The sequence below is a fragment of the Pelagicoccus albus genome, assembly GCF_014230145.1.
Classification (GTDB): Bacteria; Verrucomicrobiota; Verrucomicrobiia; order Opitutales; family Opitutaceae; genus Pelagicoccus; species Pelagicoccus albus.
Genome location: NZ_JACHVC010000006.1, coordinates 24,991 through 46,002, shown reverse-complemented (window position 1 = coordinate 46,002; position 21,012 = coordinate 24,991). Strand labels below are relative to the sequence as shown.

Annotated in this window: 18 protein-coding genes; 6 read left to right on the top strand and 12 right to left on the bottom strand. The window is 54.0% G+C overall.

Features of this window, described 5'->3' with window-relative positions:
* Positions 1–26: 26 nt before the first annotated feature.
* On the top strand, positions 27–1,502 hold the full coding sequence (nhaC, locus tag H5P27_RS03650; protein ID WP_185659023.1) for a Na+/H+ antiporter NhaC: 1,476 nt from the start codon (positions 27–29) through the stop codon (positions 1,500–1,502).
* Complete coding sequence (locus H5P27_RS03645; protein WP_185659022.1) at positions 1,499–2,680, top strand: trans-sulfuration enzyme family protein; 1,182 nt, start codon at positions 1,499–1,501, stop codon at positions 2,678–2,680. Before nhaC ends, H5P27_RS03645 begins: the two co-directional genes overlap by 4 nt.
* A 13-nt stretch (positions 2,681–2,693) precedes the next feature.
* On the opposite strand, the gene rarD is transcribed toward H5P27_RS03645, so the two are convergent.
* Positions 2,694–3,596 carry an EamA family transporter RarD gene (rarD, locus tag H5P27_RS03640; protein WP_185659021.1) on the bottom strand — a complete coding sequence of 301 codons (903 nt, stop codon included), beginning with the start codon at positions 3,594–3,596 and terminating at the stop codon, positions 2,694–2,696.
* 196 nt (positions 3,597–3,792) lie between these two features.
* On the opposite strand from rarD, the gene mutS reads away from it, so the two are divergent.
* From mutS to H5P27_RS03625, 3 genes are all read left to right on the top strand, one after another.
* Entirely contained in the window at positions 3,793–6,348 is a 2,556-nt protein-coding gene (gene mutS, locus H5P27_RS03635; RefSeq protein WP_185659020.1) for a DNA mismatch repair protein MutS, read from the top strand.
* 127 nt (positions 6,349–6,475) lie between these two features.
* Entirely contained in the window at positions 6,476–7,876 is a 1,401-nt protein-coding gene (locus H5P27_RS03630) for a glycoside hydrolase family 26 protein (RefSeq protein ID WP_185659019.1), read from the top strand.
* An 11-nt stretch (positions 7,877–7,887) separates the two neighbouring features.
* Positions 7,888–9,036, top strand: a complete 1,149-nt coding sequence (locus H5P27_RS03625; RefSeq protein ID WP_185659018.1) for a glycoside hydrolase family 26 protein — start codon at positions 7,888–7,890, stop codon at positions 9,034–9,036.
* A gap of 57 nt (positions 9,037–9,093) precedes the next feature.
* On the opposite strand, the gene H5P27_RS03620 is transcribed toward H5P27_RS03625, so the two are convergent.
* The 10 genes from H5P27_RS03620 to H5P27_RS03575 form a co-directional block, all read right to left on the bottom strand.
* Positions 9,094–10,050, bottom strand: coding sequence for a type II secretion system F family protein (locus H5P27_RS03620; RefSeq protein WP_185659017.1), 957 nt, complete (start codon positions 10,048–10,050; stop codon positions 9,094–9,096).
* Positions 10,051–10,069: 19 nt separating this feature from the next.
* A complete protein-coding gene (locus H5P27_RS03615) occupies positions 10,070–10,909 on the bottom strand; it encodes an NAD(+)/NADH kinase (protein ID WP_185659016.1) in 840 nt (279 codons plus the stop codon).
* A gap of 54 nt (positions 10,910–10,963) precedes the next feature.
* Positions 10,964–11,713 carry a TlyA family RNA methyltransferase gene (locus tag H5P27_RS03610; RefSeq protein WP_185659015.1) on the bottom strand — a complete coding sequence of 250 codons (750 nt, stop codon included), beginning with the start codon at positions 11,711–11,713 and terminating at the stop codon, positions 10,964–10,966.
* Positions 11,714–11,742: 29 nt separating this feature from the next.
* Positions 11,743–12,699, bottom strand: a complete 957-nt coding sequence (gene ribF, locus H5P27_RS03605) for a riboflavin biosynthesis protein RibF (RefSeq protein ID WP_185659014.1) — start codon at positions 12,697–12,699, stop codon at positions 11,743–11,745.
* Between the two features lie 14 nt (positions 12,700–12,713).
* Positions 12,714–13,436 (bottom strand): tRNA pseudouridine(55) synthase TruB, encoded by a 723-nt coding sequence (gene truB / locus H5P27_RS03600; RefSeq protein ID WP_185659013.1) that lies wholly within the window; start codon positions 13,434–13,436, stop codon positions 12,714–12,716.
* A 10-nt stretch (positions 13,437–13,446) separates the two neighbouring features.
* Positions 13,447–14,454 carry a DHH family phosphoesterase gene (locus H5P27_RS03595; protein WP_185659012.1) on the bottom strand — a complete coding sequence of 336 codons (1,008 nt, stop codon included), beginning with the start codon at positions 14,452–14,454 and terminating at the stop codon, positions 13,447–13,449.
* Between the two features lie 2 nt (positions 14,455–14,456).
* Entirely contained in the window at positions 14,457–14,837 is a 381-nt protein-coding gene (locus H5P27_RS03590) for a ribosome-binding factor A (protein ID WP_185659011.1), read from the bottom strand.
* Positions 14,838–14,938: 101 nt separating this feature from the next.
* A complete protein-coding gene (gene infB / locus H5P27_RS03585) occupies positions 14,939–17,443 on the bottom strand; it encodes a translation initiation factor IF-2 (RefSeq protein WP_185659010.1) in 2,505 nt (834 codons plus the stop codon).
* A gap of 62 nt (positions 17,444–17,505) precedes the next feature.
* Complete coding sequence (gene nusA, locus H5P27_RS03580; protein WP_185659009.1) at positions 17,506–18,765, bottom strand: transcription termination factor NusA; 1,260 nt, start codon at positions 18,763–18,765, stop codon at positions 17,506–17,508.
* A 105-nt stretch (positions 18,766–18,870) separates the two neighbouring features.
* On the bottom strand, positions 18,871–20,124 hold the full coding sequence (locus H5P27_RS03575) for a DUF2851 family protein (protein WP_185659008.1): 1,254 nt from the start codon (positions 20,122–20,124) through the stop codon (positions 18,871–18,873).
* Positions 20,125–20,258: 134 nt separating this feature from the next.
* On the opposite strand from H5P27_RS03575, the gene H5P27_RS03570 reads away from it, so the two are divergent.
* A complete protein-coding gene (locus tag H5P27_RS03570) occupies positions 20,259–20,519 on the top strand; it encodes a hypothetical protein (RefSeq protein ID WP_185659007.1) in 261 nt (86 codons plus the stop codon).
* 33 nt (positions 20,520–20,552) lie between these two features.
* Here the strand turns inward: H5P27_RS03570 and H5P27_RS03565 are convergent, their stop codons facing one another.
* Positions 20,553–21,011: a hypothetical protein gene (locus H5P27_RS03565; protein ID WP_185659006.1), complete on the bottom strand. Its 459-nt coding sequence runs from the start codon at positions 21,009–21,011 to the stop codon at positions 20,553–20,555.
* Between the last annotated feature and the right edge of the window lies 1 nt (position 21,012).

Below are 21,012 nucleotides of genomic sequence, written 5' to 3'. Positions count from 1 at the left end.
CGCATCACTTGCTAGCGGCGAGGCCGATGTCTAGTAACGCCACTCCAAAAGTGAGCGACGGTCCGCCTGTGCCTTTCGCTCGTCAGATTCTGCCCATTCTCGCCCTGCTGGGAATCCTCGTATTCGGTCTCATAGTACAGCCCTTGGTCCTCGGACAGCCCTCTTCGACTCTGGAGCTCGTTTTCCTTTTGGCTCTCGCGGTTTCCATCGCGAACCTATCTTTTCTGGGATACGAATGGGAAACCATCCAGAACGCCATGGTCACCCGCGTCACCCAAGCCCTCCCCGCGATCTTCATCCTTTTCGCCATCGGGGTGCTGATCGGCAGTTGGGTCACCGCAGGCATCATACCGATGCTGGTCTATCACGGCGTGAACATGATCGATCCGCAGTACCTCTACCTGTGTGCCTTTATCATTCCGGCCATATTCTCGACTTTGACCGGCACTTCTTGGGGTTCCGCTGGCACCATCGGGGTGGTCATTCTGGGTATTGCCCAAGTTCTCGGAGCGGACCTCGCCTTGACCGCCGGAGCCGTGGTCGGTGGTTCCTATTTCGGCGACAAGCTTTCACCTCTATCCGACACGACCAATATCGCCGCTCTCGCCACCGAGGTGGATCTCTTCGACCACGTTCGCTCTCAGATGTGGACCACCCTGCCGGCCTCGGCTCTCGCCTGCATCGCCTACACGATCATCGGCTTCGCCAGTGACCCAAGTGCCAACGAAATCAATTCCGAATCCGTCGATGCGACCTTAACCGCTCTCGCTGACTCCTTCACGTTTTCGCCCGTGCTTCTCCTACCCATCGGGGTTGTGCTCTGGGGTTCGATCAAACGGAAACCAACTGCTCCCACCTTGATCGTTTCGGCGATCCTCGCCGTCGGCATCGCTTTGATTTACCAGCCTTTTCCGAGCGGAGCTATTCTGGAATCCCTAATCTCCGGATTCGATCCCGATATGATCGGCGGTCGCAGCGAACCTCTTCCGCCCAGCGTGGTGACGCTTCTGGATCGCGGCGGGCTCTACAATCTCATTTCTGGCATCGTAGTCGCGATTCTCGTCTTCGCCTTCGTGGGCACATTGGAAGTCGTTCACGCCCTCGAAGCAGTGACGCAGCGGGTACTGGTTTTCGCAGTAAAACGTCCCATCACCATCGTGACCGCCCTTCTTTCCTCCACTGCGACCAACGCACTAACCTCCAACCAATTCGCAACCAGCTTCCTGGTCGGCACCGCCTTCGGCAAACGCTTCGACGAACTGGGAATTCCTCGGCGAGTGCTCTCCCGTTGCCTGGAAGACGGCGGAACCATGATGGAGAACTTGCTGCCCTGGACTGCGACCGGAGTTTATATGACCACCGCGCTCGGCGTCTCGCCACTCGACTACGCCCCATGGCAACTGCTCGCCTGGTTCAACTACGCCCTCGCCTTTATTTTCGCTTTCACCGGCTTCGCTTGCTTCTACAAGAAAACCGCTAGCTCGAAGCCCCTTTCCACATGAACTACGATACTGACCTGATGCACTTCGCGGAGGATCCAGCGGGCCAAAAAGGCGCCGTGGTCCCTCCCATTTCACAAAACAGCCTCTTCACCTTCGAGTCCTGGGATGCGATCGACGAGGCCTTCCAAAAGCCCGCCGACAGCTACATCTATTCTCGGGGCATCAATCCGACGGTCGAGATAGCGGAGCGCAAGATCGCCCAACTCGCAGGAGGCGAACGGGCACGCCTTTTCGCTTCGGGAATGGGGGCCATCAGCAGCGCCATCCTGCACTATGTGAAACAGGGCGACCACATCGTAACCGTTAAAAATGTCTACGGCCCCACGAGCAATTTTCTGGGCAAGTACCTTCCGGAAAAATGCGGCATTACGACCACCTTTGTGGAGGGAAATTCAATCGAAGACTTCGAGCAGGCCATCACGGAGAAGACCAAGCTTATCTATTTAGAAAGTCCGTCCTCCGTCGTATTCAGTTTGCAAGACATCCAAGCGGTTACGAGCCTAGCAAAAAGCAAAGGCATCCACACCGTGATCGACAATACCTGGGCCACGCCGATATTTCAGCGTCCCCTCGAACTGGGCATCGATCTGGAAGTCCACTCCGTATCCAAATACTTGGGAGGCCACAGTGACATCGTATCGGGCGTCATTATTGGCAAGGCAGAAGACATCCGCTCCATCATCCTCACCGAGCATGCTCTGCTCGGGGCAAAGATGGCCCCTTACGAGGCTTGGTTGCTTATCCGCAGTCTACGCACACTGACCCTCCGCATGGAGAAACATCAGTCCAATGCCATGGCAGTCGCCGAGTGGCTGGAAGCTCACCCGCAGGTTGGTCTGGTCATGCACCCAGCTCTACCCTCGAGCAGTCAGCATGAGCTCTACAAAAAGCAGATGACCGGCGGTTCCGGCCTGTTCGCCTTTAACCTGAAGGAAACCGAACTCCCTAAAATCAAAGCCTTCGTCAACGCCTGCTCGCTATTCCAGATCGGCGTAAGCTGGGGAGGCCACGAAAGCTTGATTTACGCCCCCGCCATCAGCTTGGCCAAAGAGATTCCACCAGAACGATTCTGCGATCTTGGTATCGAGCTCGGTACCATTCGCCTCTCAGTCGGACTGGAAAACCCGCAGGATTTGATTGCCGATCTCTCCCAAGCCTTCGCGGCCATGAATTCTTAAGCCGATCTTTGGTTTACGCCGTTCCGGCCCGTGCCGCTAGAGCTCGGGTCGCCGATCGCCGTTTGAGCAATCCTTCGGAAGTGTAGATTAGGAGAGCGAACCAAATGAACGCGAACCCGATCAAACGATCGCTGCTCATCGCTTCCTTGAATACGAACACCCCGAGCAAAAACTGAAGAGTCGGCGTCATGTATTGAAGAATCCCTAACAGTGACAGCGGAATCAGTTTCGCCGCCTTGGCGAAAAGAATAAGAGGGATTGCGGTGAGGATGCCGCTTACGGCCAAGAGGCTAACGATCTTCGGATCCCCATTTCCAAGAGCCCCCTGTCCCTGAAATTCTTGCCAGACGATATAGCCTGCTGCAGGTAAAAACGCCCCGGCTGTCTCAGCAAACATGCCCTGCATCGTGGTTAGGCTGCTCTTCTTTTTGAGCATTCCATAGAGTGAAAATGATCCAGCCAGACCGAGGGCGACCCAAGGGACGGTCCCGAGGTTTACAGAAAGATAAAGCACGCCCGCAAAGGCGATGGCCACCGAGAGCCATTGCCAGGCTCGTAGTCGCTCACCCAATACGACCACACCGATCAAGACGCTTACCAACGGATTCATGAAATAGCCTAGGCTCGACTCGATGACGCGCCCCGCATTCACCGCCCAGATATAAATCCCCCAGTTCGCCGTCACGAGGAGCGTTGTCGCAAAAGCGAACAAAAGCAGGCGCCCATTCCCCGCAAAAACTTTCAGCCAGCCGAAATTCCGCTTCACTGCAAAATAGAGTGCAAGGCAGAGGAAGGACCAAGAAATGCGATGGGCCAGAATCTCACCTGCCGGCACAGAGCCAAGCATCTTCCAGTACAAGGGAAGAATCCCGAAGAAGAAATAGGTGCCGGACGCGTATAGGATGCCTTTGCTCATTTTTGAAAAGCCAGCCGCCATGCATTTGCCATGCCGTGGAAGCCGCTGCCACCTAAGTTGGGCGAATATGCCCTGCCCCGCCTAGCAATTCTGTGGATCCAAAAACTTCTCCCTTTACCTCCTGCCGCCTATTCCCAAATTTCCTGCCTTCGCCTAGACAAGATCCACGCTACTGATTCGACAAAACCCGTACCCAATGGCCCGCGAGAAGAAACTCACCCCCATGATGCAGCAATACTTCGAGGTTCGTAAGACCCTCCCTGCCAATACATTGCTGCTTTTTAGATTGGGTGACTTCTACGAAATGTTTCACGAGGACGCGGTCGTAGGAGCACAGGTGCTCGGGATCACGCTTACCAAGCGAAGCGACTACCAAATGGCGGGCATCCCCTTCCACGCGGCAGAACAGTATATCGGCAAGGTCCTCAAGGTCGGAATGAAGGTCGCCATCTGCGAACAGGTAGAAACGCCTCAAGCGGGCAAATTGGTCAAACGCGCATTGACCCGAATTCTGACTCCGGGGACAACCATCGAGGACAATCAACTCGACTCCCAGCGCAACCACTACTTGGCAGCCATCGAATTTGACAAATCCGGCTTCTCCTTGGCCTGGATTGACCTTTCAACTGGAGAATTCCGTATCGCCCATGATCCGAATCCAGATGACCTGCTACCTGCCCTCGTTTCCATCGACCCTGCCGAACTGCTACTCATCGAGGGAACACAAGAATCTTGGAGAAACAACTCCCATCATAACACCGTATACGAGGAGCTGATACATTTCGCGAATTCTCGCTCCACCTCGGAGCTGCCGGGATTCCAGTTTGACTGCGACGCGGGCGCCCAAGCGGTGATGGAAACGCTGGGCGTCATCAACCTTGAAGGCTTCGGTCTGGACAAGACACACGATGCCTTAGGTTGCGCAGGCGCCCTACTCCACTACGCCAACGAAACCTTATGCTCTAAGCCGGAAAACCTGTCGTCTATCCGCGAATACAGTTCCAAGGCATCCTTGCTGATAGATCCAGCTACGCTCAGAAACCTTGAGATATTTAAGTCAACTCGCGGACTACGCGAAGGCTCCCTAATCGAAGCGATCAACGGCTGCAAAACCGCGGCTGGGGCTCGACTGCTGGAACAGTGGCTCATCGCCCCGGAACGAAACATCCCCGAGCTCAACCGGCGACTCGACTCCGTTGAGCAATTTTACAAGAACCCGATGGCGGCCACCGAACTGCAAAGCACGCTAAAGTCGGTTCGGGATATTCAGCGTATTCTCTCCCGCATGCAGAACCGCCTTCGCAATCCGCGCGAATTGGGTGGTGTCCGCGATACGTTGGCCCAGATTCCCGAGATTCGAGCGACCCTGCAAGAAGTCGAGGGCAACGCCTTGGAAGAACTCAGCCAAAGGCTTCACACTTTACCCGCTCTGACGGAACTTCTCGACAGGGCCTTGAAGGAGGAGCTTCCAAGCAAGCTAGACGACGGAGGCTACATCGCCACCGGCTACGATCCGGAGCTGGATCGTATGCTCTCCCTCACTACAGACAACAAGGTTTGGCTAGCCGATCTTGAATCAACGGAACGTGAACGCACCGGTATCAAAAACCTGAAGGTCAAATATAACGGAGCCTTCGGTTATTTCATCGAGGTTACCAAATCAAATCTAGCCAACGTACCGGAAAACTACATACGCAAGCAAACGACCGTAAACGCGGAACGCTTCATCACCGATGATCTGAAAATCAAAGAGAAGGAGATCTTCCACGCGGAAGAAAATTCCAAGCGTCGCGAAGAGGAGCTATTCCAAGGCCTCATAGAAGCGGTTCTCGAGGAATCGGTCGCTCTGAAGGAAACCGCTTCCGCCCTCGCGGAGCTAGACGTATTTTGCGGTTGGTCGGAAATCGCTCGCCGCTGGGATTACGCCAAGCCCGAGCTCGACGACTCAGATAAAATTGAGATCGACCAAGGTCGCCACCCGGTTGTGGAGCAGATGCTGCGCAAAGATAATCAGGGTCTGGCTGGGACTCACGCCTTCGTGCCAAACGGTATAGATATCAGCGCCTCCGAAAATCAAATACACCTCATCACTGGGCCGAATATGGCAGGTAAATCGACCTTCATTCGTCAGGTCGCCTTGATCACATTAATGGCTCAAGTAGGGTGCTGGGTACCTGCCGCCTCGGCCAAAATCGGAGTGGTCGACCGTATCTTCTCTCGCGTGGGAGCAAGCGACGATTTAGCCCGAGGTAACTCGACCTTTATGGTGGAGATGAACGAAACGGCCAACATCCTCAACAACGCCACCGAACGTTCGCTCATTATCCTCGACGAGATCGGCCGTGGCACTTCGACCTACGACGGACTTTCCATCGCCTGGTCCGTTATCGAGCACTTGCATCGCGATTCGAACGCGGGACCCAAGACACTTTTTGCTACCCACTACCAAGAGCTTACTCAGCTCGACAAGCACCTAAACCGCCTCGAAAACTACAGCGTCGCTGTAAAGGAATGGAACGACGATATCGTCTTCGTACGCCAAGTCGTTAAGGGAGCTGCCGACCGCAGCTACGGAATCCAGGTCGCCCGCCTCGCAGGCTTGCCAACACCCGTGATCGATCGGGCGAAGGAGATCTTGGAGCGGCTCGAATCCGACGACGCGAGCGTAACCGTTTCGAGCCCTACCCCAGTCGCCAAGCCTCGTAAGAAGATCAAGGTGGAAACCGACGACAATCAGTTGGGACTATTTTAGTGGTGTCACGAGCCGGAGTTGGGTCACGGAGACGGTATAAATCAGACTCCATTTCCGTACGCTCCTTCGCCTGTTATTTAGCGGAGGAACAGGCTATTTTCTGGGGTACCTAATCTCAAAACCCCATATGCTCCGCACTCTCTCTTTTACGATCGCGGCGGGAATCGCTGTCGCCGCTTCTACCCAATCAACTGAACTAGAAAACACCCTCGAAGCGACTGCCCTTCGGACCCAGTTCGAAGTTGGCAGCAACACCGCCAATTCGAAATTCGGCCTGCAACTCTCCACTGACCTAGAGTCATGGCAGGACTACATTCTCGATTTTGATAGCGACGGCCAAAATTGGTTCTTCGCGACGGACGCCCCCCTCTCCGTCGTTGAGGAAAATGCCCTTAGCAACGGTAACTGGGAATTCGTCTGCGAGCTGATCTTGTCCGGATCGAACTTCCTTCGCCTTGTTCGACTGGAGGGTCCTTTCTCTGCTGATCCTTCGGTCACCGAGGAAACTGCCAACCTACTCAAAAACCTGCATCGCATCGGGTGGGATCCGAACCGATACGCCTTCGGTCAAGAGTTTCCCCTTTCCTTCAATTCCACCGACAACATTGGCAGCGACGACATCGACCAATCAGAAAGCAAGGATGTGGTGGGCGACCACCCGGGAGTTCATGGCAGCGACTTTCTCTACATGATCGATCAACCCTGGCACGAAGATCTGCACAAAGCCGCCGCGGTGCGAGCTTATGAATCGGGAGCAATCGTTACCTTTGACTATCACTGGCCCGGCAAATACGGAGGCAGCTATCAAGCCCACGAAGAGGACGACACGCTTTTAGACTACGTGGTGCGAGGCGATGATTCGCGGGGCGACGTGACTTGGTTTTATGAAAGTCTGGACCGGATTCTCGCCATAATAAACGAGGACTTACGCTTCCCGATCGTGTTTCGCCCTTTTCACGAAATGGATGGGGCTTGGTTCTGGTGGGGTAGCCAGATGCAAGGGGGCGCCGAAACTTACCGAGCCGCTTACCGCCTCTTGGTCGAATACATGCGGGAGCGGACCGACTATGTCTTGTTTTGCTGGAGCCCCGACGTTGCTTTGCAAGATTTCGAACAATTTTATCCAGGTGACGACTACGTCGACATGATCGGCCGCGATATCTACAATATGACGGAATCTGGTCGCCCGATTAGCAAATTGACCGAGATCATCGCTTTCGCCGAAGAGCGAGGCAAGGTGGCTGCCCTCACCGAAACCGGCTACACCTTGGGAGGCTCATTTGAAACAGCAGATCCAGACTGGTGGACAACCCATATCCTCGATCCAATCGCAGAGGATCCGGAAGCTGGGAAAATTGCCTGGGTTCTGACTTGGATTAACGCCCAATGGTCAGGCCCCTACATCCCAAACTCCGATTCACCGCAAGCTGCCAAAGACGACTTCATCAAATTCTACGAGGCTGAAGAGACTCTCTTTCAAGCCGATGTATCCAATCTAAACGTATATTCATCACCGCCCGAAGACTGACCGAAAGATTCATGACGTTCAAAAAACTTCTATCACTGTCCATACTAAGCTTACCGCTGCTCACAGCCTGCCAAGGCAAAAACCAGCCCGAGCCAGTCGACTCTACCGTGACTCCTGAAACAAAAAACCTTCTGGCAAACCTTCATCATCTCGGTTGGGAAACGGATAAAATCATGTTCGGTCAGGAATTCCCATTGAGCTACATGCGGGCGATGAAGGGTATCAATGATTCCACTACTTCCGATGTTAAAGACGTAGTCGGAGATCATCCAGGCGTACATGGGAGCGATTTTCACTTCCTGATAGACAAGGATCCGCACGAACGCGTGGCCCACAAGATTGCTGCCAGAACAGCCTATGAATCAGGAGCGATGGTTACCTTCGATTACCATTGGCGAGGCAAGTATGGCATTTCCCACAACTGGCACGAAAAGGACGCGGAAATTCTCTACAACGTTGTCCACAACGACGATTCCGACGGAGATGTCACTTGGTTCTACGAAAGCCTCGATGAAGTGCTACGAGTGGTGAACGAGGAGCTCAAGTTCCCCATCGTATTCCGCCCTTTCCATGAAATGAACGGGAACTGGTTCTGGTGGGGCAGTAAGCTAAAAGGCGGACCGGAGACCTATCGCGCGGCCTACCGGATCCTCGTCGAATACCTCTCCGAGCGTACGGATTACATGCTCTTTTGCTGGTCTCCAGACAAGTCGCTGGCTCTCGACTATTATCCAGGGGATGAATACGTGGACGTGATCGGTTTCGACGGTTACGGACAAGGCAACCCAACTGTGGGTTGGTTTTCGGTGGAGCAAATGGTTTCTACACTCGAAGAGGTTGTAGACTTCGCAGAACAACACGGAAAGGTCGCAGCTTTTACAGAAACTGGTTACAGTACCACCGGTTTTGTCGACTACCATTCGGAGCAACCCAATTGGTGGATGGAATCCGTTTTAGAGCCAATCCTTGCAAGTGAAAAGGCCAGCCGAATAGCGTGGGTGCTGACTTGGATAAACGCTGATTGGGAAGGCCCTCACACCCCTTACCTCGGCTCCCCAGAGGCTTCTCAAGCCGCCTTCAAAGATTTCTACCAGCACGAGGCCACCTTGTTTCAAACAGAGGTCGCGAAACTCAAACTATACGAACACCACTCGGAATAAACACTGAGAAGAGCAAGTTGATGTCTGCTAGAGTTGGGAGTCCGCTTTCTTTTAACCCTAAGCGTTGATATCCATCAACTGCTGAAAATAGTCGCTAAAGAACAGAATGATCTTGTAGGCGACGTATCCGAAAATTCCTAACAAAAGAATTTTCGGATAAAAGATACTGGCCAACAGCAGTTTTCCTTTGGCAGCGGAAAAATAACGCTCCGCCGCCTTTTTGAGATTCTGTTCAAGTTGGCCTGTCTCTTCTCCTCCTATGTAGAGTTGAGGGAAGCCCTTGGGAGCGCATTGCGAGGTTTCCTTGATACCAAGGCTGGCCTTTTGCCCTGAAGCAATCGAGCGAAGAACCGCATCACCCATGCGATGCAGCTTGGGGCTATCGGCGGCAACAAGCGCTATCTCCCACGCTTTACTGATCTCCATACCTGCGGCCAAACAGGAGCTCAAAACATCGCAAAGCGTGCCGGCATCCCAATTCACCCGATAGGAGGAAAATAAAGGTAGCTTGCGTCCCAGAGCTTTCAATTTCTGAGGCCAATAAGTCGCTACCGTCCATCCTAAAGAAAACAGAAACCAAACCGGCACGACCACCACTCCCACCGAAAAGACGAACCCCCTCGTGTCGCCATCGAGCAGATACGAAAGGGAAAAAACAAGAGCTGCGAAATGAACGAGAAAAATGGGATAAGCGAGCGCGAGCCGAATTCTGATCTTCACCTTCCTCAGCTCTCTTCGCCCGTCCGCAATCTTCTTCATCGCTGAGGGCAAGCGGCCCGCTTGAGCCGAAGCTTCCAGGATAGCGAACTCCGAGAAGCGAAGGGGAACGCCCGCTTTTTCTAAGGAGTCTACCCAACCTTCCCCGCTTTCGAGAAGGTTTTGCAGTTTCGAGCTTCCGCCTTTCGGCAAGTCGTTTGCGAATGAAACTGACGCGCTCGCGTCCAAGCCCGATTCCAAGCCTTGACCAACTTGATCCAACCAATCGGCCAAACGGGCATCAGACAACTTGGACATAACGACCTTAATCTTTAGCCTAAATCTCTCCCGCGTATCCGCCGCTCCACTTCAACTTATGGCGCACAACATTGAAGTGGGAGTAGTCAAGTTTCTGAGCGATCTTGAGCCGATGTTCGGACACGGAAACGCACAGCGAGCTTCCTTCCAAGATATTCAGATTTCTTTGTCCATCCAGCGCGACCAACAATCGCTGACCCGGCTTGGCGTTTTCAATACGCAGCTTCTTGTCACTCGGGAAAATGATGGATCGATTGCTCAGAGTATGCGGACAAATCGGCGTCAGTGAAATGGCTTCCGCCGCAGGATGCATCAGTGGCCCACCTGCAGAGAGTGTATAAGCGGTTGATCCGGTAGGAGTCGCGAAGATGAGCCCATCGCACACATACGTCGTCACGAATTCGTCATCCGCGAATACGTTGATGTGGATGATCTGGCTAGAGTCGGCCGCTTTGATCACCACGTCGTTGAGGGCGAGGTCGGTATGGCTGTCTTGAGCGGAGCACTCGAGCAAAGTTCTCTCCTGAGCCTTGAACTCCCCCTTCAAAACCGAAGGGAAAAGGCCTGCTACCTCTTCCGAAGTATAGGTGGTCAGGAAACCTAAGGTTCCTCGATTTACCCCAATCACCGGAATCTGGCAGCGAGTAGCCTCCGCCGCCGCACTCAGAAACGTTCCATCCCCGCCCACCACACAGCAGGCATCCATATCGGAAAACGCTCCATGGGGTACGGGAAAACCAGTGATCGACTTCGTTTTGACGCCGTTTACCTCCGCGATTTCGGCCAATACCTCAACCAACTCACGGGATCCGTTTTTGGATCCATTTATGACAAACGCTAGCTGCTTGATTTCCGCCATCAGAGAATTTTGAAGAGTCAAAGGGACAAGCCGCTGTTTTTCAATTGCGAAAGCCTAATCGGCCTTTCGCAGCCCCAGAAGGAACTCCACGTTTCCGTCACCACCCTTGATTGGCGATACCATTTCTCCCACGTACTCCGCCCCCTCAAGGTTTTCTAAAGCGAAGGACTTCACATCCTCCATGGCCTTCTCACGGGCCTTTTCGTCGCGAATCACGCCTCTAAACTTGTCCGCGATCTCCTTACCAACTTCAAACTGAGGTTTGACGAGAGCCACCAAAGTCCCACCCGAACTCAGAAAAGGCCAAACGCAGGGCAATACCGTTTTGAGCGAAATAAAGGAGAGATCCATAACCATACGGTCATAGTCGGGACGTGGCAAAAGCTCGGCCGTTAGGTAGCGGGCGTTCGTTTTTTCGAGATTCGTTACCCGCTCATCATTGCGCAGCTTCATGTGTAGTTGGCCGTAGCCTACATCCACACAGGTAGCGCTCTCCGCTCCGTGCTGCAGAGCGCAGTCTGTAAAGCCTCCAGTGCAAGCGCCCACGTCAAGCACGTGGCTCCCTTCAAACGCGAGCCCGAATTGCTCAATCCAACCCAGAAGCTTTTCACCGCCACGACCCACAAATCGCTGGCCCGCCTCGACTTCGATAGCAAGGTCCTCCTCGTACTTGGTCCCAGCCTTGGTCAATCGCTCCGTTCCCAGTCGAACCTTTCCAGTCATGATCAAAGCCTTCGCCTCGCTTCGCGAGCTGGCAAAGCCGCGCTCCAAAACAATCTCGTCGAGTCTCTTTTTCTTGGCCATATCGGTTCGAAATTTGAGGGATCCGGGCGCTACTTGCTTTCTCTTAGCTGAAAAAACTCTTTTGCCGCTTTCACGTCTTTGGCGATCTGCTCTTTAAGCTCCGCCACACCGTTGAACTTTTGCTCCTGCCGGAGAAACTTGTGCCAGACAACCTTGAGTCGATGACCGTAATCGAAGGGACACTCAGCTAGCAAAAACGCCTCCAACAAAGGCTTCTTGGTCATTTCAACTGTTGGGCGCAGTCCAAAGTTTGCCACCGCTGGATACTGCTTGCCCAAAGCCACATCCGATACGCTAACGGCATAAACTCCGTATGCCGGCTTCAGGTCCCCCTCGAATGGGAGGTTCAAAGTCGGGGCGTCTATGGTTCGCCCCATACGCTTTCCCTGGGTCACCGTTCCGATACTGTAGTAGTCGTAACCCAAGAGTTCACTTGCGTGCTCAAACGCTCCCTCCGTGAGCAGATTTCGGATACGTGTACTGCTCACCCGCTCCGATCCAGACTCGAGACAATCCACCGAATCGACAGATACGCCTAATTCGATCCCCTGCCGAACCAGCTCATCCATATCTCCTTTTCGTCCTTTTCCAAATCGCCAGTTCTCACCAGCGTGCACGGACGCGAGGTTGGGCACCTCACTCTTCAAATGCGCGAGAAAACGCTCTGCCTCAATGCCGGCAAATTCTCGCGTAAATGGCTCCTCAACGATGAAATCAAGTCCGAGCTTAGCGAGTTCGATCCGCTTCAGTTCTGGGCTGAGAATCATGCGGGCCGGATCGGAAGGCCGAAACAATCGGCTTGGATGCGGCCAAAAAGTGAGAGCTCCACAAACACCGCCGCTTGCCCGAGCCGCTTCCAAAGCAGATTGTATAACCTTCTGATGACCTAAGTGCAGGCCATCAAACATACCAACTGCAATATGTATTGGCCGATCTTTTTCAAAATCGACCGAAGCAAGACTCTCGAACTGGCGCGTTTCGCTCATCTCGACAGTACGCTCTACAGCTGGTTGTTTGGCATCGCCTCGTGGGCAGGAATCAGTCGCTTCTCGATTTCGGAAATCTCGATTTCCTTAAACTCGTCGAGAGGGATGGCGCGAGAAGTATCAAACTCGTTAGAGGCATCGCGTCGTAACGCCGTGAGGTGGGCTCCGCACCCGAGCTTCTCACCGAAGTCGTTGGCTAGCGTCCGAACATAGGTTCCCTTCGAGCAGTCCAGTGTGAAATCGATTTCCGGCAAATCGAAGCGCGTGATCTCGAATTTGGATACACGGATAAAACGGGGTTCACGCTCAACTTCCTGCCCCTTGCGGGCTAGCTTGTAGAGGCGTTGACCCTTTATCTTAACTGCAGAAAACATAGGTGGCGTCTGATACTGATCGCCCACGAAATCACTCATCGCAAACTGGGCCTGCAATTGCGTTAGCTCCGGAACAGGCTTAGTCGTGGTGATCTCACCATCCGCATCTTGCGTGTTGGTGGATTCCCCCAACTTGATCGTGCCAGAATAGGTCTTATCCAAGCTGGTTAGAAACTGGGACAACTTGGTAGCTTTTCCGACTAGAATGATAAGCAAGCCTGTCGCCATGGGATCAAGTGTACCGGCATGCCCGATACGCTTCATACGAAGTTTCCGACGCACTTGGTCCACTACGTCGTGGGAAGTCATCCCCTTCGGCTTGTCGATTAGCAATACGCCTTCAAGATCTCTTTTCTGTTCCATCGTTCTAAAATTATTCGCCTGGATCGGACTCCACTTTTCCGATACGTTCTGCCACTGCAGCCAATACTCGCGGCTCTATGTCTTCTATCGATTCGTCAGTGCTAAAGGCTGCCGCGCAAGCATGCCCACCGCCTCCAAATTCGCGGGCCAAGGTATCGACCCGATAGTCCGCGGTTTCAGCCCGAAAACTACCTTTCACGGTTGATTCTCGCTCTTCGAAATAGACTCCTACCTTCACACCGCGAAGCGAACGAGTGTAGTCGACAAAACCTTCCGTGTGCTCGTACTTGGCACCCGTATCCAGAAAGTCCTTGTGCAACAATTTCCCAGTACCAACCTTTCCATCACTCTCTGTACGCAGGGTAGCCAAAAACCGTTGCAGGAGTTCGAGCCGACAAAGCGGTTCATTTTCGTATAGGGCTTGGGCGGTATTTACCGGCCTCGCGCCACATTCCACAAGCCGCGCGCTAAGATCAAAAACGCGACTCGATGTGGCCGCATAAGAGTAGCGGCCCGTATCCGTCATGATACCTGTCAAAAGGCATTGGGCGGTGACAGGGTCGACTTCCCAACCAAAATCAAAGGCGAGCCCAGCCAAAATTTCGCAGGTCGCTGCGCTATCAGATTCAACCAAGTTGAAGTGCGCGTAATTCGTATTCGAAATATGGTGATCAATATTGCCCAAAAAATTCTCTCCGCAAATGAGCTTACTCGACTTCGGCCCTATCCGAGCTTCATCCGCACAGTCGACAAAGATTAGCGAACTCCCATCCAAAGCTTCGCGAGAGAATTTTTCGATACCAACGTCGCCCAGAAGAAACGAGAGAGCCTCTGGCACCGGATCGGCATTGTAAGCTACCGCATCAACGCCTTCCGCTCTGAGCAAACGGGTAAGGGCTAGTTGTGAGCCAATACAGTCCCCATCGGGGCGTGCATGGCCAAGGACAAGAACGCGATCATTGGCCACGCTCGCGAACAATTCGCTAAAGCTTTCAGCCAACTTCGGATAGTAACTCATCCTTACTTCCCTTCCGGACTCGTGGAATCGGCAGCCCCTCCTTCAGGGATCTGCAATTCGTCGATCAACTCGTTCACCTTGGTCGCAGCCTGATTCTTCTCATCGAAGGCGAACGTCAGCACCGGCAAATTCTTGAGGATGATCCGCTTGCTCAATTCGCGTCCAAACATGTATCCATTTTTCCGAAAGAACTGCTGCGCCTTGCGGCGGTCGTAAGTCTTGGTTTCAAATACTGAATACAAAACCAAAGCGTTCTTATTGTCAGGAGACACGTCTACTTCAGTAATCGTAATCGTGACCGCTTCGTTTTTGAAACGGGTATGAAGGATATCGCTGATCTCGCGTTTTACCAATTCTCCGACTCTGACTTTTCGCTTGCTCATGGGACTAAAAAAGTAGGAGCGACCTCGGTCGCGAATCAGCTTTTAAGATAAAGAGTCTTCGCGACCGAGATCGCTCCGTTAAGATTGGGAGAGGGTTAAAGCTAGAGAGCTGCTCGTACTTCGTGAACTTCGTAGATTTCGATAACGTCGCCCGGCTTGTAGTCGTTGAACTTCTCGATCTGAATACCACACTCCGTACCGGCACGCACTTCCTTCACATCGTCCTTTACGCGGCGAAGCGTGAGAACCTTGCTGTCGTGCTTGACAGCGTTGCGACGAAGAACGCGAGCGTTCGCTCCATGCGACACACGACCTTCGGTAACCAAACAGCCGGCCACGAATCCCTTGGCGATTGGGAAAACCGCACGAACTTCCGCGGCACCGATCTTGTTCTCGCGGAACTCTGGGTCGAGCATCTCGATCATGTCCTCGCGAACTCGATCGACTAGCTCGTAAATGATTTGGAAGGTCGAGATCTTAACGGTCTTGTGCTTCGCAACCGCAGCAACTCCATTGTCCGAGCGAACGTTGAAACCAATGATTTCCGCATCGCCGGCAGCTGCCTTTTCGACGTCGCTCTTGTTGATGACACCGACGCCTTTGCCGATGATTTCGAGGGCAACCTTCTCGCTGGTAATAGAAGTAAGGGCTTGGCAAATAGCTTCCAGAGAACCGAATGCGTCTGCCTTGACGATGAGTCGAAGTGTTTTCTTCTGAGTCTTGGCAATCGCTGCGAACAGTTTCTCCTGAGGAGTCATGCCAGCAGTCGCCTCTTCTTCCAAAGCAGCAAGCTCGGCTTTGATTTCGATCTCATTCTCAGCCGCCTTGGACTTGGCAACTTTCTCGTTCTTGACGGTTTCGTAAATGCTACCGCAATCCGGAGTGCTAGACCAGCCAATGACACGCACTGGAGTGGCAGGAGGAGCCACCTTCACTTGCTTTCCATCCTCGTTTAGCATGGCCTTCACCTTGGTGGAGCTAGCGCCGCACACGAGAGCGTCGCCTACCTTGAGAGTACCGGATTGTACGATAACGGTCGCGGTTGGGCCACGGCCGATTTCCACCGAGGCTTCGATGACAACACCGGAAGATTGCTTCTTTGGGTTGGCCTTGAGCTCGAGGACTTCCGCTTGGAGCAGAACCATGTCCAACAGATCTTCGACGCCAGTCCCTTGCAAAGCGGAAACTTCCACGCAAATCGTCTGACCGCCCCAATCTTCGGAGGCGATTCCGCGTTCTTGCATTTGCTGCTTCACGCGATCCACGTTGGCACCCTTGGTGTCGATCTTATTGATCGCCACAATCGGCTGCACGCCAGACTTCTGGATAAACTTCAAAGCTTCATCCGTCTGCGGTTTGAAACCGTCGTCAGCCGCAACCACTAGGATAGCGATATCAGTGACGTCCGCTCCGCGAGCGCGCATGGAGTTGAAAGCTTCGTGACCCGGCGTGTCGAGGAAGGTGATTTTCTCGTCGTTGTGGGTGATCTGGTAAGCGCCGATGTGCTGAGTGATACCACCCGCTTCGCCCTTGGTGACATTCGCTTTGCGGATGTAGTCCAGCAAGGAAGTCTTTCCGTGGTCAACGTGTCCCATGATACAGACCACCGGCGGACGGTGTTCCATGAGGGCCTCTTCGTCGACGGGTTCGGCCTTTTTCTTTTTCTTAGCCTTGTTCCCCTCGCCGCGGTGACGGATCTCGAGAAGGAAGCCGTGCTTGGCCGCTAGGTTGCTAGCTACTTCCTCTTCCAGGCTTTGGTTGATGGAAGCGAAAATGCCCATCTCCATCAGCTCGGAAATCAGCTTGAAAGGCTTTACGCCGAGCTCGATGGCGAAATCGCGAACAACGATTGGAGGCTTGAGAGTGATCTGCTTGATCTCGTCCGAATCGGCAGGAGCGCCGGCTGCCTTGCCGGCGGAAGGTGGAGCAACGGTTCCTGGTCCAGCAGGCGCCTTGGGAGCCCCCATTGGCCTTGGAGCCGGAGGTGGTGGCGGTCCTGCAGGAGATGGGGCTGCGGGAGCAGGAGAAGCTGGCTTCGGTGCTGGCGCAGACGCGGCCGGCTTGACGGGTGGAATGCCCGGAGGTGGACGCACACCTGGATTAACTGGCGGCGGAGCCATTGGCTTCGGCGCCGAAGCCGGAGCAGGTCGCACTGGAGGCGGACCTATACGACCCGGGCCGCTCGGTGGAGCCATAGGAGGAGGTGCTGCGGGGGCCGGAGCGGCAGGCTTTGGAGCTGCCACTGGCGGAGGAGGAGGTGCTACAGGTTTTGGAGCGGCAGCAGCTGCGGCTGCGGCTTTGCGGGCCTCTTCCTTCTCTTTCGCGATGTCGTCTGGGCTACGGACAAAAGAAGCTACGTCCGGCGCGGATGGAGGTGGCGGTGGGGCTGCCTCTTCTTTCGCCTCGTCGGAGGCGGCTGACTCAGTCGATTCGCTCTCGCTTGCAGAGGAATTGTTGGCGAACTCCTCTCGTAGGGATTCGGCCGATATGTTGTCGACCGTGCTGGACGCGCTCTTAACCTCGAAGCCGCGCTCGCGCAGCAACTCGATTAGTTCGCCGTTTTCCAGACCGATTTCTTTGGACAACTGGTAGATTCTAACGCTCATGCAGGAAAGTTTGTGTCGCTTTTAGCTGTGGGAAAAATGGGTATTGATCGGTTAGACGCTGATTAAGAGGAAATGCCCTGCGACTGGAGGAACTGTTTAACTTTAGCGAGAATGTCCGCAGCTTCTTCAGAGCTGAATCCCATTTCCGCCAAGTCTTCTTCCTCGACATCTAGGAAGAGCTCCGGACTGATCAAACCGTTGTTTACGAGACGTTCGGCAGTAGCAGCATCGATACCTTCGATCTGGTTGAGACCTTGGGCAGCTTCCGCTTGCTTGGTCTCCATGCTCACTTCCTTGATCTCTTGTTTCATGATGTCGATCTTCCAACCGACAAGTTTTGAGGTGAGGCGGGCGTTCTGGCCCTTGCGTCCGATAGCGATCGCTAGGTCGTCTTCTGATACCTCGATAGAAATACGGCGGTTACGCTCGTCCATGTAGACGTTGCGAGGAACCGCTGGCTTGAGAGCTTCAAGAGCCATTTCCTTGGGATCTTCGAAGTAGCGAATGATATCGATCTTCTCGCCGCCAAGCTCGCGAACGATGCTCTTGACTCGAGCTCCACGAGCTCCCACGCAAGCGCCCACTGGATCGACCTTCGGGTCGGTCGAGCTCACTGCGATCTTGGTGCGGTAGCCTGGCTCGCGAGAAAAGGCTTCGATCTTAACAGTACCGTCGGCGATTTCCGTCACTTCCAAGTCGAAGAGACGAAGAACGAATTTCGGGTTGGAGCGGGTTAAGATGAGCTCTGGGCCACGGTTGGTGGCTTCGATCTTGAGCAAGAAGCAGCGGATACGCTCTCCCGGAGAATAGTCCTCGCCAGGAACCTGATCGCGGGATGGCATGATGGCTTCCGCCTTGCCGAGGTCGACCACCAGGTCGCCACGTTCGCGGCGGCGCACGATACCACTTACAATGTCGCCAACCTGATCCTTGAAGTCGTCGTAGATACGCTCCTTCTCGAACTGGCGAAGGCGCTGCATGATCGCCTGACGGGCGGTCTGGGCTGCGATACGACCCAGATAGGCAGGATCGATTTCCTTTTCGTACACGTCACCGATGTTGAGCTCGTCGTCGATCTGGCGGGCCTTTTCGAGGGAGATCTCAGTCTTCGGATCACTCACGGAGTCAACGACATCCAAGAGAGCCCACGCATTCATGCGACCGTGTCTTGGGTCGATGGTGATCTTGAGCTCTTGACCAGCGTTCACGCCCTTGGCTGCGGCATTTTTAATGGCCGTAATAATGGCGGAGATCATGTCTTCACGACCGATCCCCTTCTCCTTTTCCATGTACTCAAGGACTGAAAGAATTTCGCTGCTCATCTTAGAAGTTGGTGCGTATTTGAAAAAAAAAGCGGGTCGACGACCCACTTTCAAAAGATAATTGAAATTGTGAAGCGGGAACTAAATTTCCCGTCCTGCAGAAAGTCAAGCGTGTGCTTGGAAGCGGCCGGAGCCTGAAGCTCCCCTGAATTCCTCGTTTTTCATCCCTAATATCCCTTGCAGCCATCCATTGCTCATGGGAACGCGGCGCGGCTCTAGCACTTGCAGGACACGCAGGGCTTCCGAGGTCGAAGCCGGACCATTTCCGGCGTTCCAATGAAACCAGAGCGGAAATAGCTTAAGCCCCCTGCCAGCTGAAAGAAGCGGCAAAAGCCCATCGCAAACCAAGGTGTCAGCCTTGGCCCCCACTAGACGCTTACCAAAAACGTCCCCTTTGAAACGATTCCGCATCTCAGCCACACCCAAGTCAGACCTAGCGACTGCAGTGCCCCAATCCTCTTTCAAAGGCGATGCTGTGCTGAGTTCACCGAAATCGAATTCTTCTCGCAGCAAGGCCGGCCAACATCCCCTCGCAGTCACCATGTCCGAATATTGCTTGAGGCGGAGACGCGGCTGGTTCGCCGGGCGACAACCTCCCAAACGCCACCCCTCCCCTCCGGCCAATAGCAGATCCTCCACCGAGGGCGATTCGCCTATGAAACGCCGCAAGGGGTACCGCTCGGCGATCCGCAGCATCGGAGCGCGATTTCGAGCGTAGCCCATTACCTCCAAGGCAGTTTGATGGCAGGCTGATACCCAGCCGAGCTGTTCAATGCGAAGCGCCGCGTAATGGCATTTCATCTCCCACCGCCTGCGAGCGAACTCGACCAGCCTTTGTTTTCGAATCTCCAAATCAAAACGCAAAAGGCTCTCAACCTCGGGTCGCAAATCCACGCCCGTTGAGGCGATCAAGGAATCTTCCCCGGCGTACTCTTCGAGCGAGTACCAGAGCAGAGGCAGCAAACAGACAAAAGGTAGCCGACGCCCGAGGCGGTCCTCAGCTACCGAACTCGAATTAGGAGGATTATGATACAAGATATGCAGAATCACGTCTTCGTACGCGCCATCCTCGTGATGTCCGTGGGCTTTCCAATCGGATTGGGAAAAATGAACTTCCACGTCGCCCCGCTGCTCCTCGCCTTCCACTTCCAGAATCGCCCCTTTGAAGTCAGGCCCCTCAAGGCGATTCCAAGTTCCCGGATGGACAACGCGAATTGAACGACCGCGATCGTCGGTCAAACGCTCCGTGTCGAAAGCCTGCTCGAGCCAGATCTTTTGCAGTACGAGCTCGCTGACTTGGTAGGGTCCATATGGCCCGTGGAATTCCTCCACGGATTGGGTTCGGGGATTTTTCAGCATGGGGTAACAAGAGGGTTGGAGCATCAAACCTAGAGTCTCGTCCTCCTAAGCCAAGCGTCTTCTATAAGAGACACATTGAACAGCCAGCAGCTAAACGTTGACGAAGCCCCGCCTTTGCCCGCAAATCCAGACCAATGTCTAGGCGTAATGATCCAGAGTGGGAAGTGGTCGACGAACTCCCCGGCGAAAAGAGACCAAAAGCGAAAAGCGGAAAGGCGATTTCCATATTTCGTAACAAGACTCTCTGGATCGGCATCGCGACCGGGATCACTCTCGTCATCGTATTTCCGATCTTTCGAGCCCTTTTGCAAAATGCCTTACGAGCATGGTGGATCTGGCTGGGGCTCGCCCTCTACTGGATTTGGCGACGAATCCAGAACGGACAGAAACGGTGAGCCGACCAGGCAAGCTCGTTGGCGACGGGTGATTCAGTCATGGCAGGAGCAAGCGTACTCCTTGTTATCGCAAGTCGGACACTCGCTCATGTTCAGATTGAATCGCTCCCTAGCGCTGTTGGAGAGCTCGGCAGACTTGATTTGCAGGATAACCGGAATTGTTTTTCCCATCGCCAGTTTTCCATCCGAGACTAAAACCCCATCGCGCTCTTCGAAACTTAGCTTAACTGGATTCATGCGATCTCCAGCCGTCAGCGAAACTTCCTGACTAGAGTGCGGCACCATCGCCCCAGAATCATCAAGGAAGGTGATCTTCACTTGGCCATCCTCAGCGACCAAGACCTCGCAGTGCGGCTCTACGCTAGTCACAAGCCTGCCGCCATTTGGAGTTTCAATCTCATGATGCGGTTCGGCACTGGCAAAGCCTGAAAAGGCGAGTGCAATCGCGAGCAACGCGCTCTGCAAGGTGAGAGTATTCATTCTGTTAATCATA

Bases quoted from the DNA above. Each gene is read 5' to 3' on its own strand.
- H5P27_RS03630 (WP_185659019.1), top strand. From the start codon at position 6,476: ATGCTCCGCACTCTCTCTTTTACGATCGCGGCGGGAATCGCTGTCGCC.
- H5P27_RS03620 (WP_185659017.1), bottom strand. From the start codon at position 10,050: ATGTCCAAGTTGTCTGATGCCCGTTTGGCCGATTGGTTGGATCAAGTT.
- truB (WP_185659013.1), bottom strand. From the start codon at position 13,436: ATGGAACAGAAAAGAGATCTTGAAGGCGTATTGCTAATCGACAAGCCG.
- infB (WP_185659010.1), bottom strand. From the start codon at position 17,443: ATGAGCGTTAGAATCTACCAGTTGTCCAAAGAAATCGGTCTGGAAAAC.
- H5P27_RS03565 (WP_185659006.1), bottom strand. From the start codon at position 21,011: ATGATTAACAGAATGAATACTCTCACCTTGCAGAGCGCGTTGCTCGCG.
- H5P27_RS03570 (WP_185659007.1), top strand. From the start codon at position 20,259: ATGTCTAGGCGTAATGATCCAGAGTGGGAAGTGGTCGACGAACTCCCC.
- H5P27_RS03590 (WP_185659011.1), bottom strand. From the start codon at position 14,837: ATGAGCAAGCGAAAAGTCAGAGTCGGAGAATTGGTAAAACGCGAGATC.
- rarD (WP_185659021.1), bottom strand. From the start codon at position 3,596: ATGAGCAAAGGCATCCTATACGCGTCCGGCACCTATTTCTTCTTCGGG.
- H5P27_RS03595 (WP_185659012.1), bottom strand. From the start codon at position 14,454: ATGAGTTACTATCCGAAGTTGGCTGAAAGCTTTAGCGAATTGTTCGCG.
- H5P27_RS03575 (WP_185659008.1), bottom strand. From the start codon at position 20,124: ATGCTGAAAAATCCCCGAACCCAATCCGTGGAGGAATTCCACGGGCCA.
- ribF (WP_185659014.1), bottom strand. From the start codon at position 12,699: ATGAGCGAAACGCGCCAGTTCGAGAGTCTTGCTTCGGTCGATTTTGAA.
- H5P27_RS03625 (WP_185659018.1), top strand. From the start codon at position 7,888: ATGACGTTCAAAAAACTTCTATCACTGTCCATACTAAGCTTACCGCTG.
- nusA (WP_185659009.1), bottom strand. From the start codon at position 18,765: ATGAGCAGCGAAATTCTTTCAGTCCTTGAGTACATGGAAAAGGAGAAG.
- H5P27_RS03615 (WP_185659016.1), bottom strand. From the start codon at position 10,909: ATGGCGGAAATCAAGCAGCTAGCGTTTGTCATAAATGGATCCAAAAAC.
- nhaC (WP_185659023.1), top strand. From the start codon at position 27: ATGTCTAGTAACGCCACTCCAAAAGTGAGCGACGGTCCGCCTGTGCCT.
- H5P27_RS03610 (WP_185659015.1), bottom strand. From the start codon at position 11,713: ATGGCCAAGAAAAAGAGACTCGACGAGATTGTTTTGGAGCGCGGCTTT.
- H5P27_RS03645 (WP_185659022.1), top strand. From the start codon at position 1,499: ATGAACTACGATACTGACCTGATGCACTTCGCGGAGGATCCAGCGGGC.
- mutS (WP_185659020.1), top strand. From the start codon at position 3,793: ATGGCCCGCGAGAAGAAACTCACCCCCATGATGCAGCAATACTTCGAG.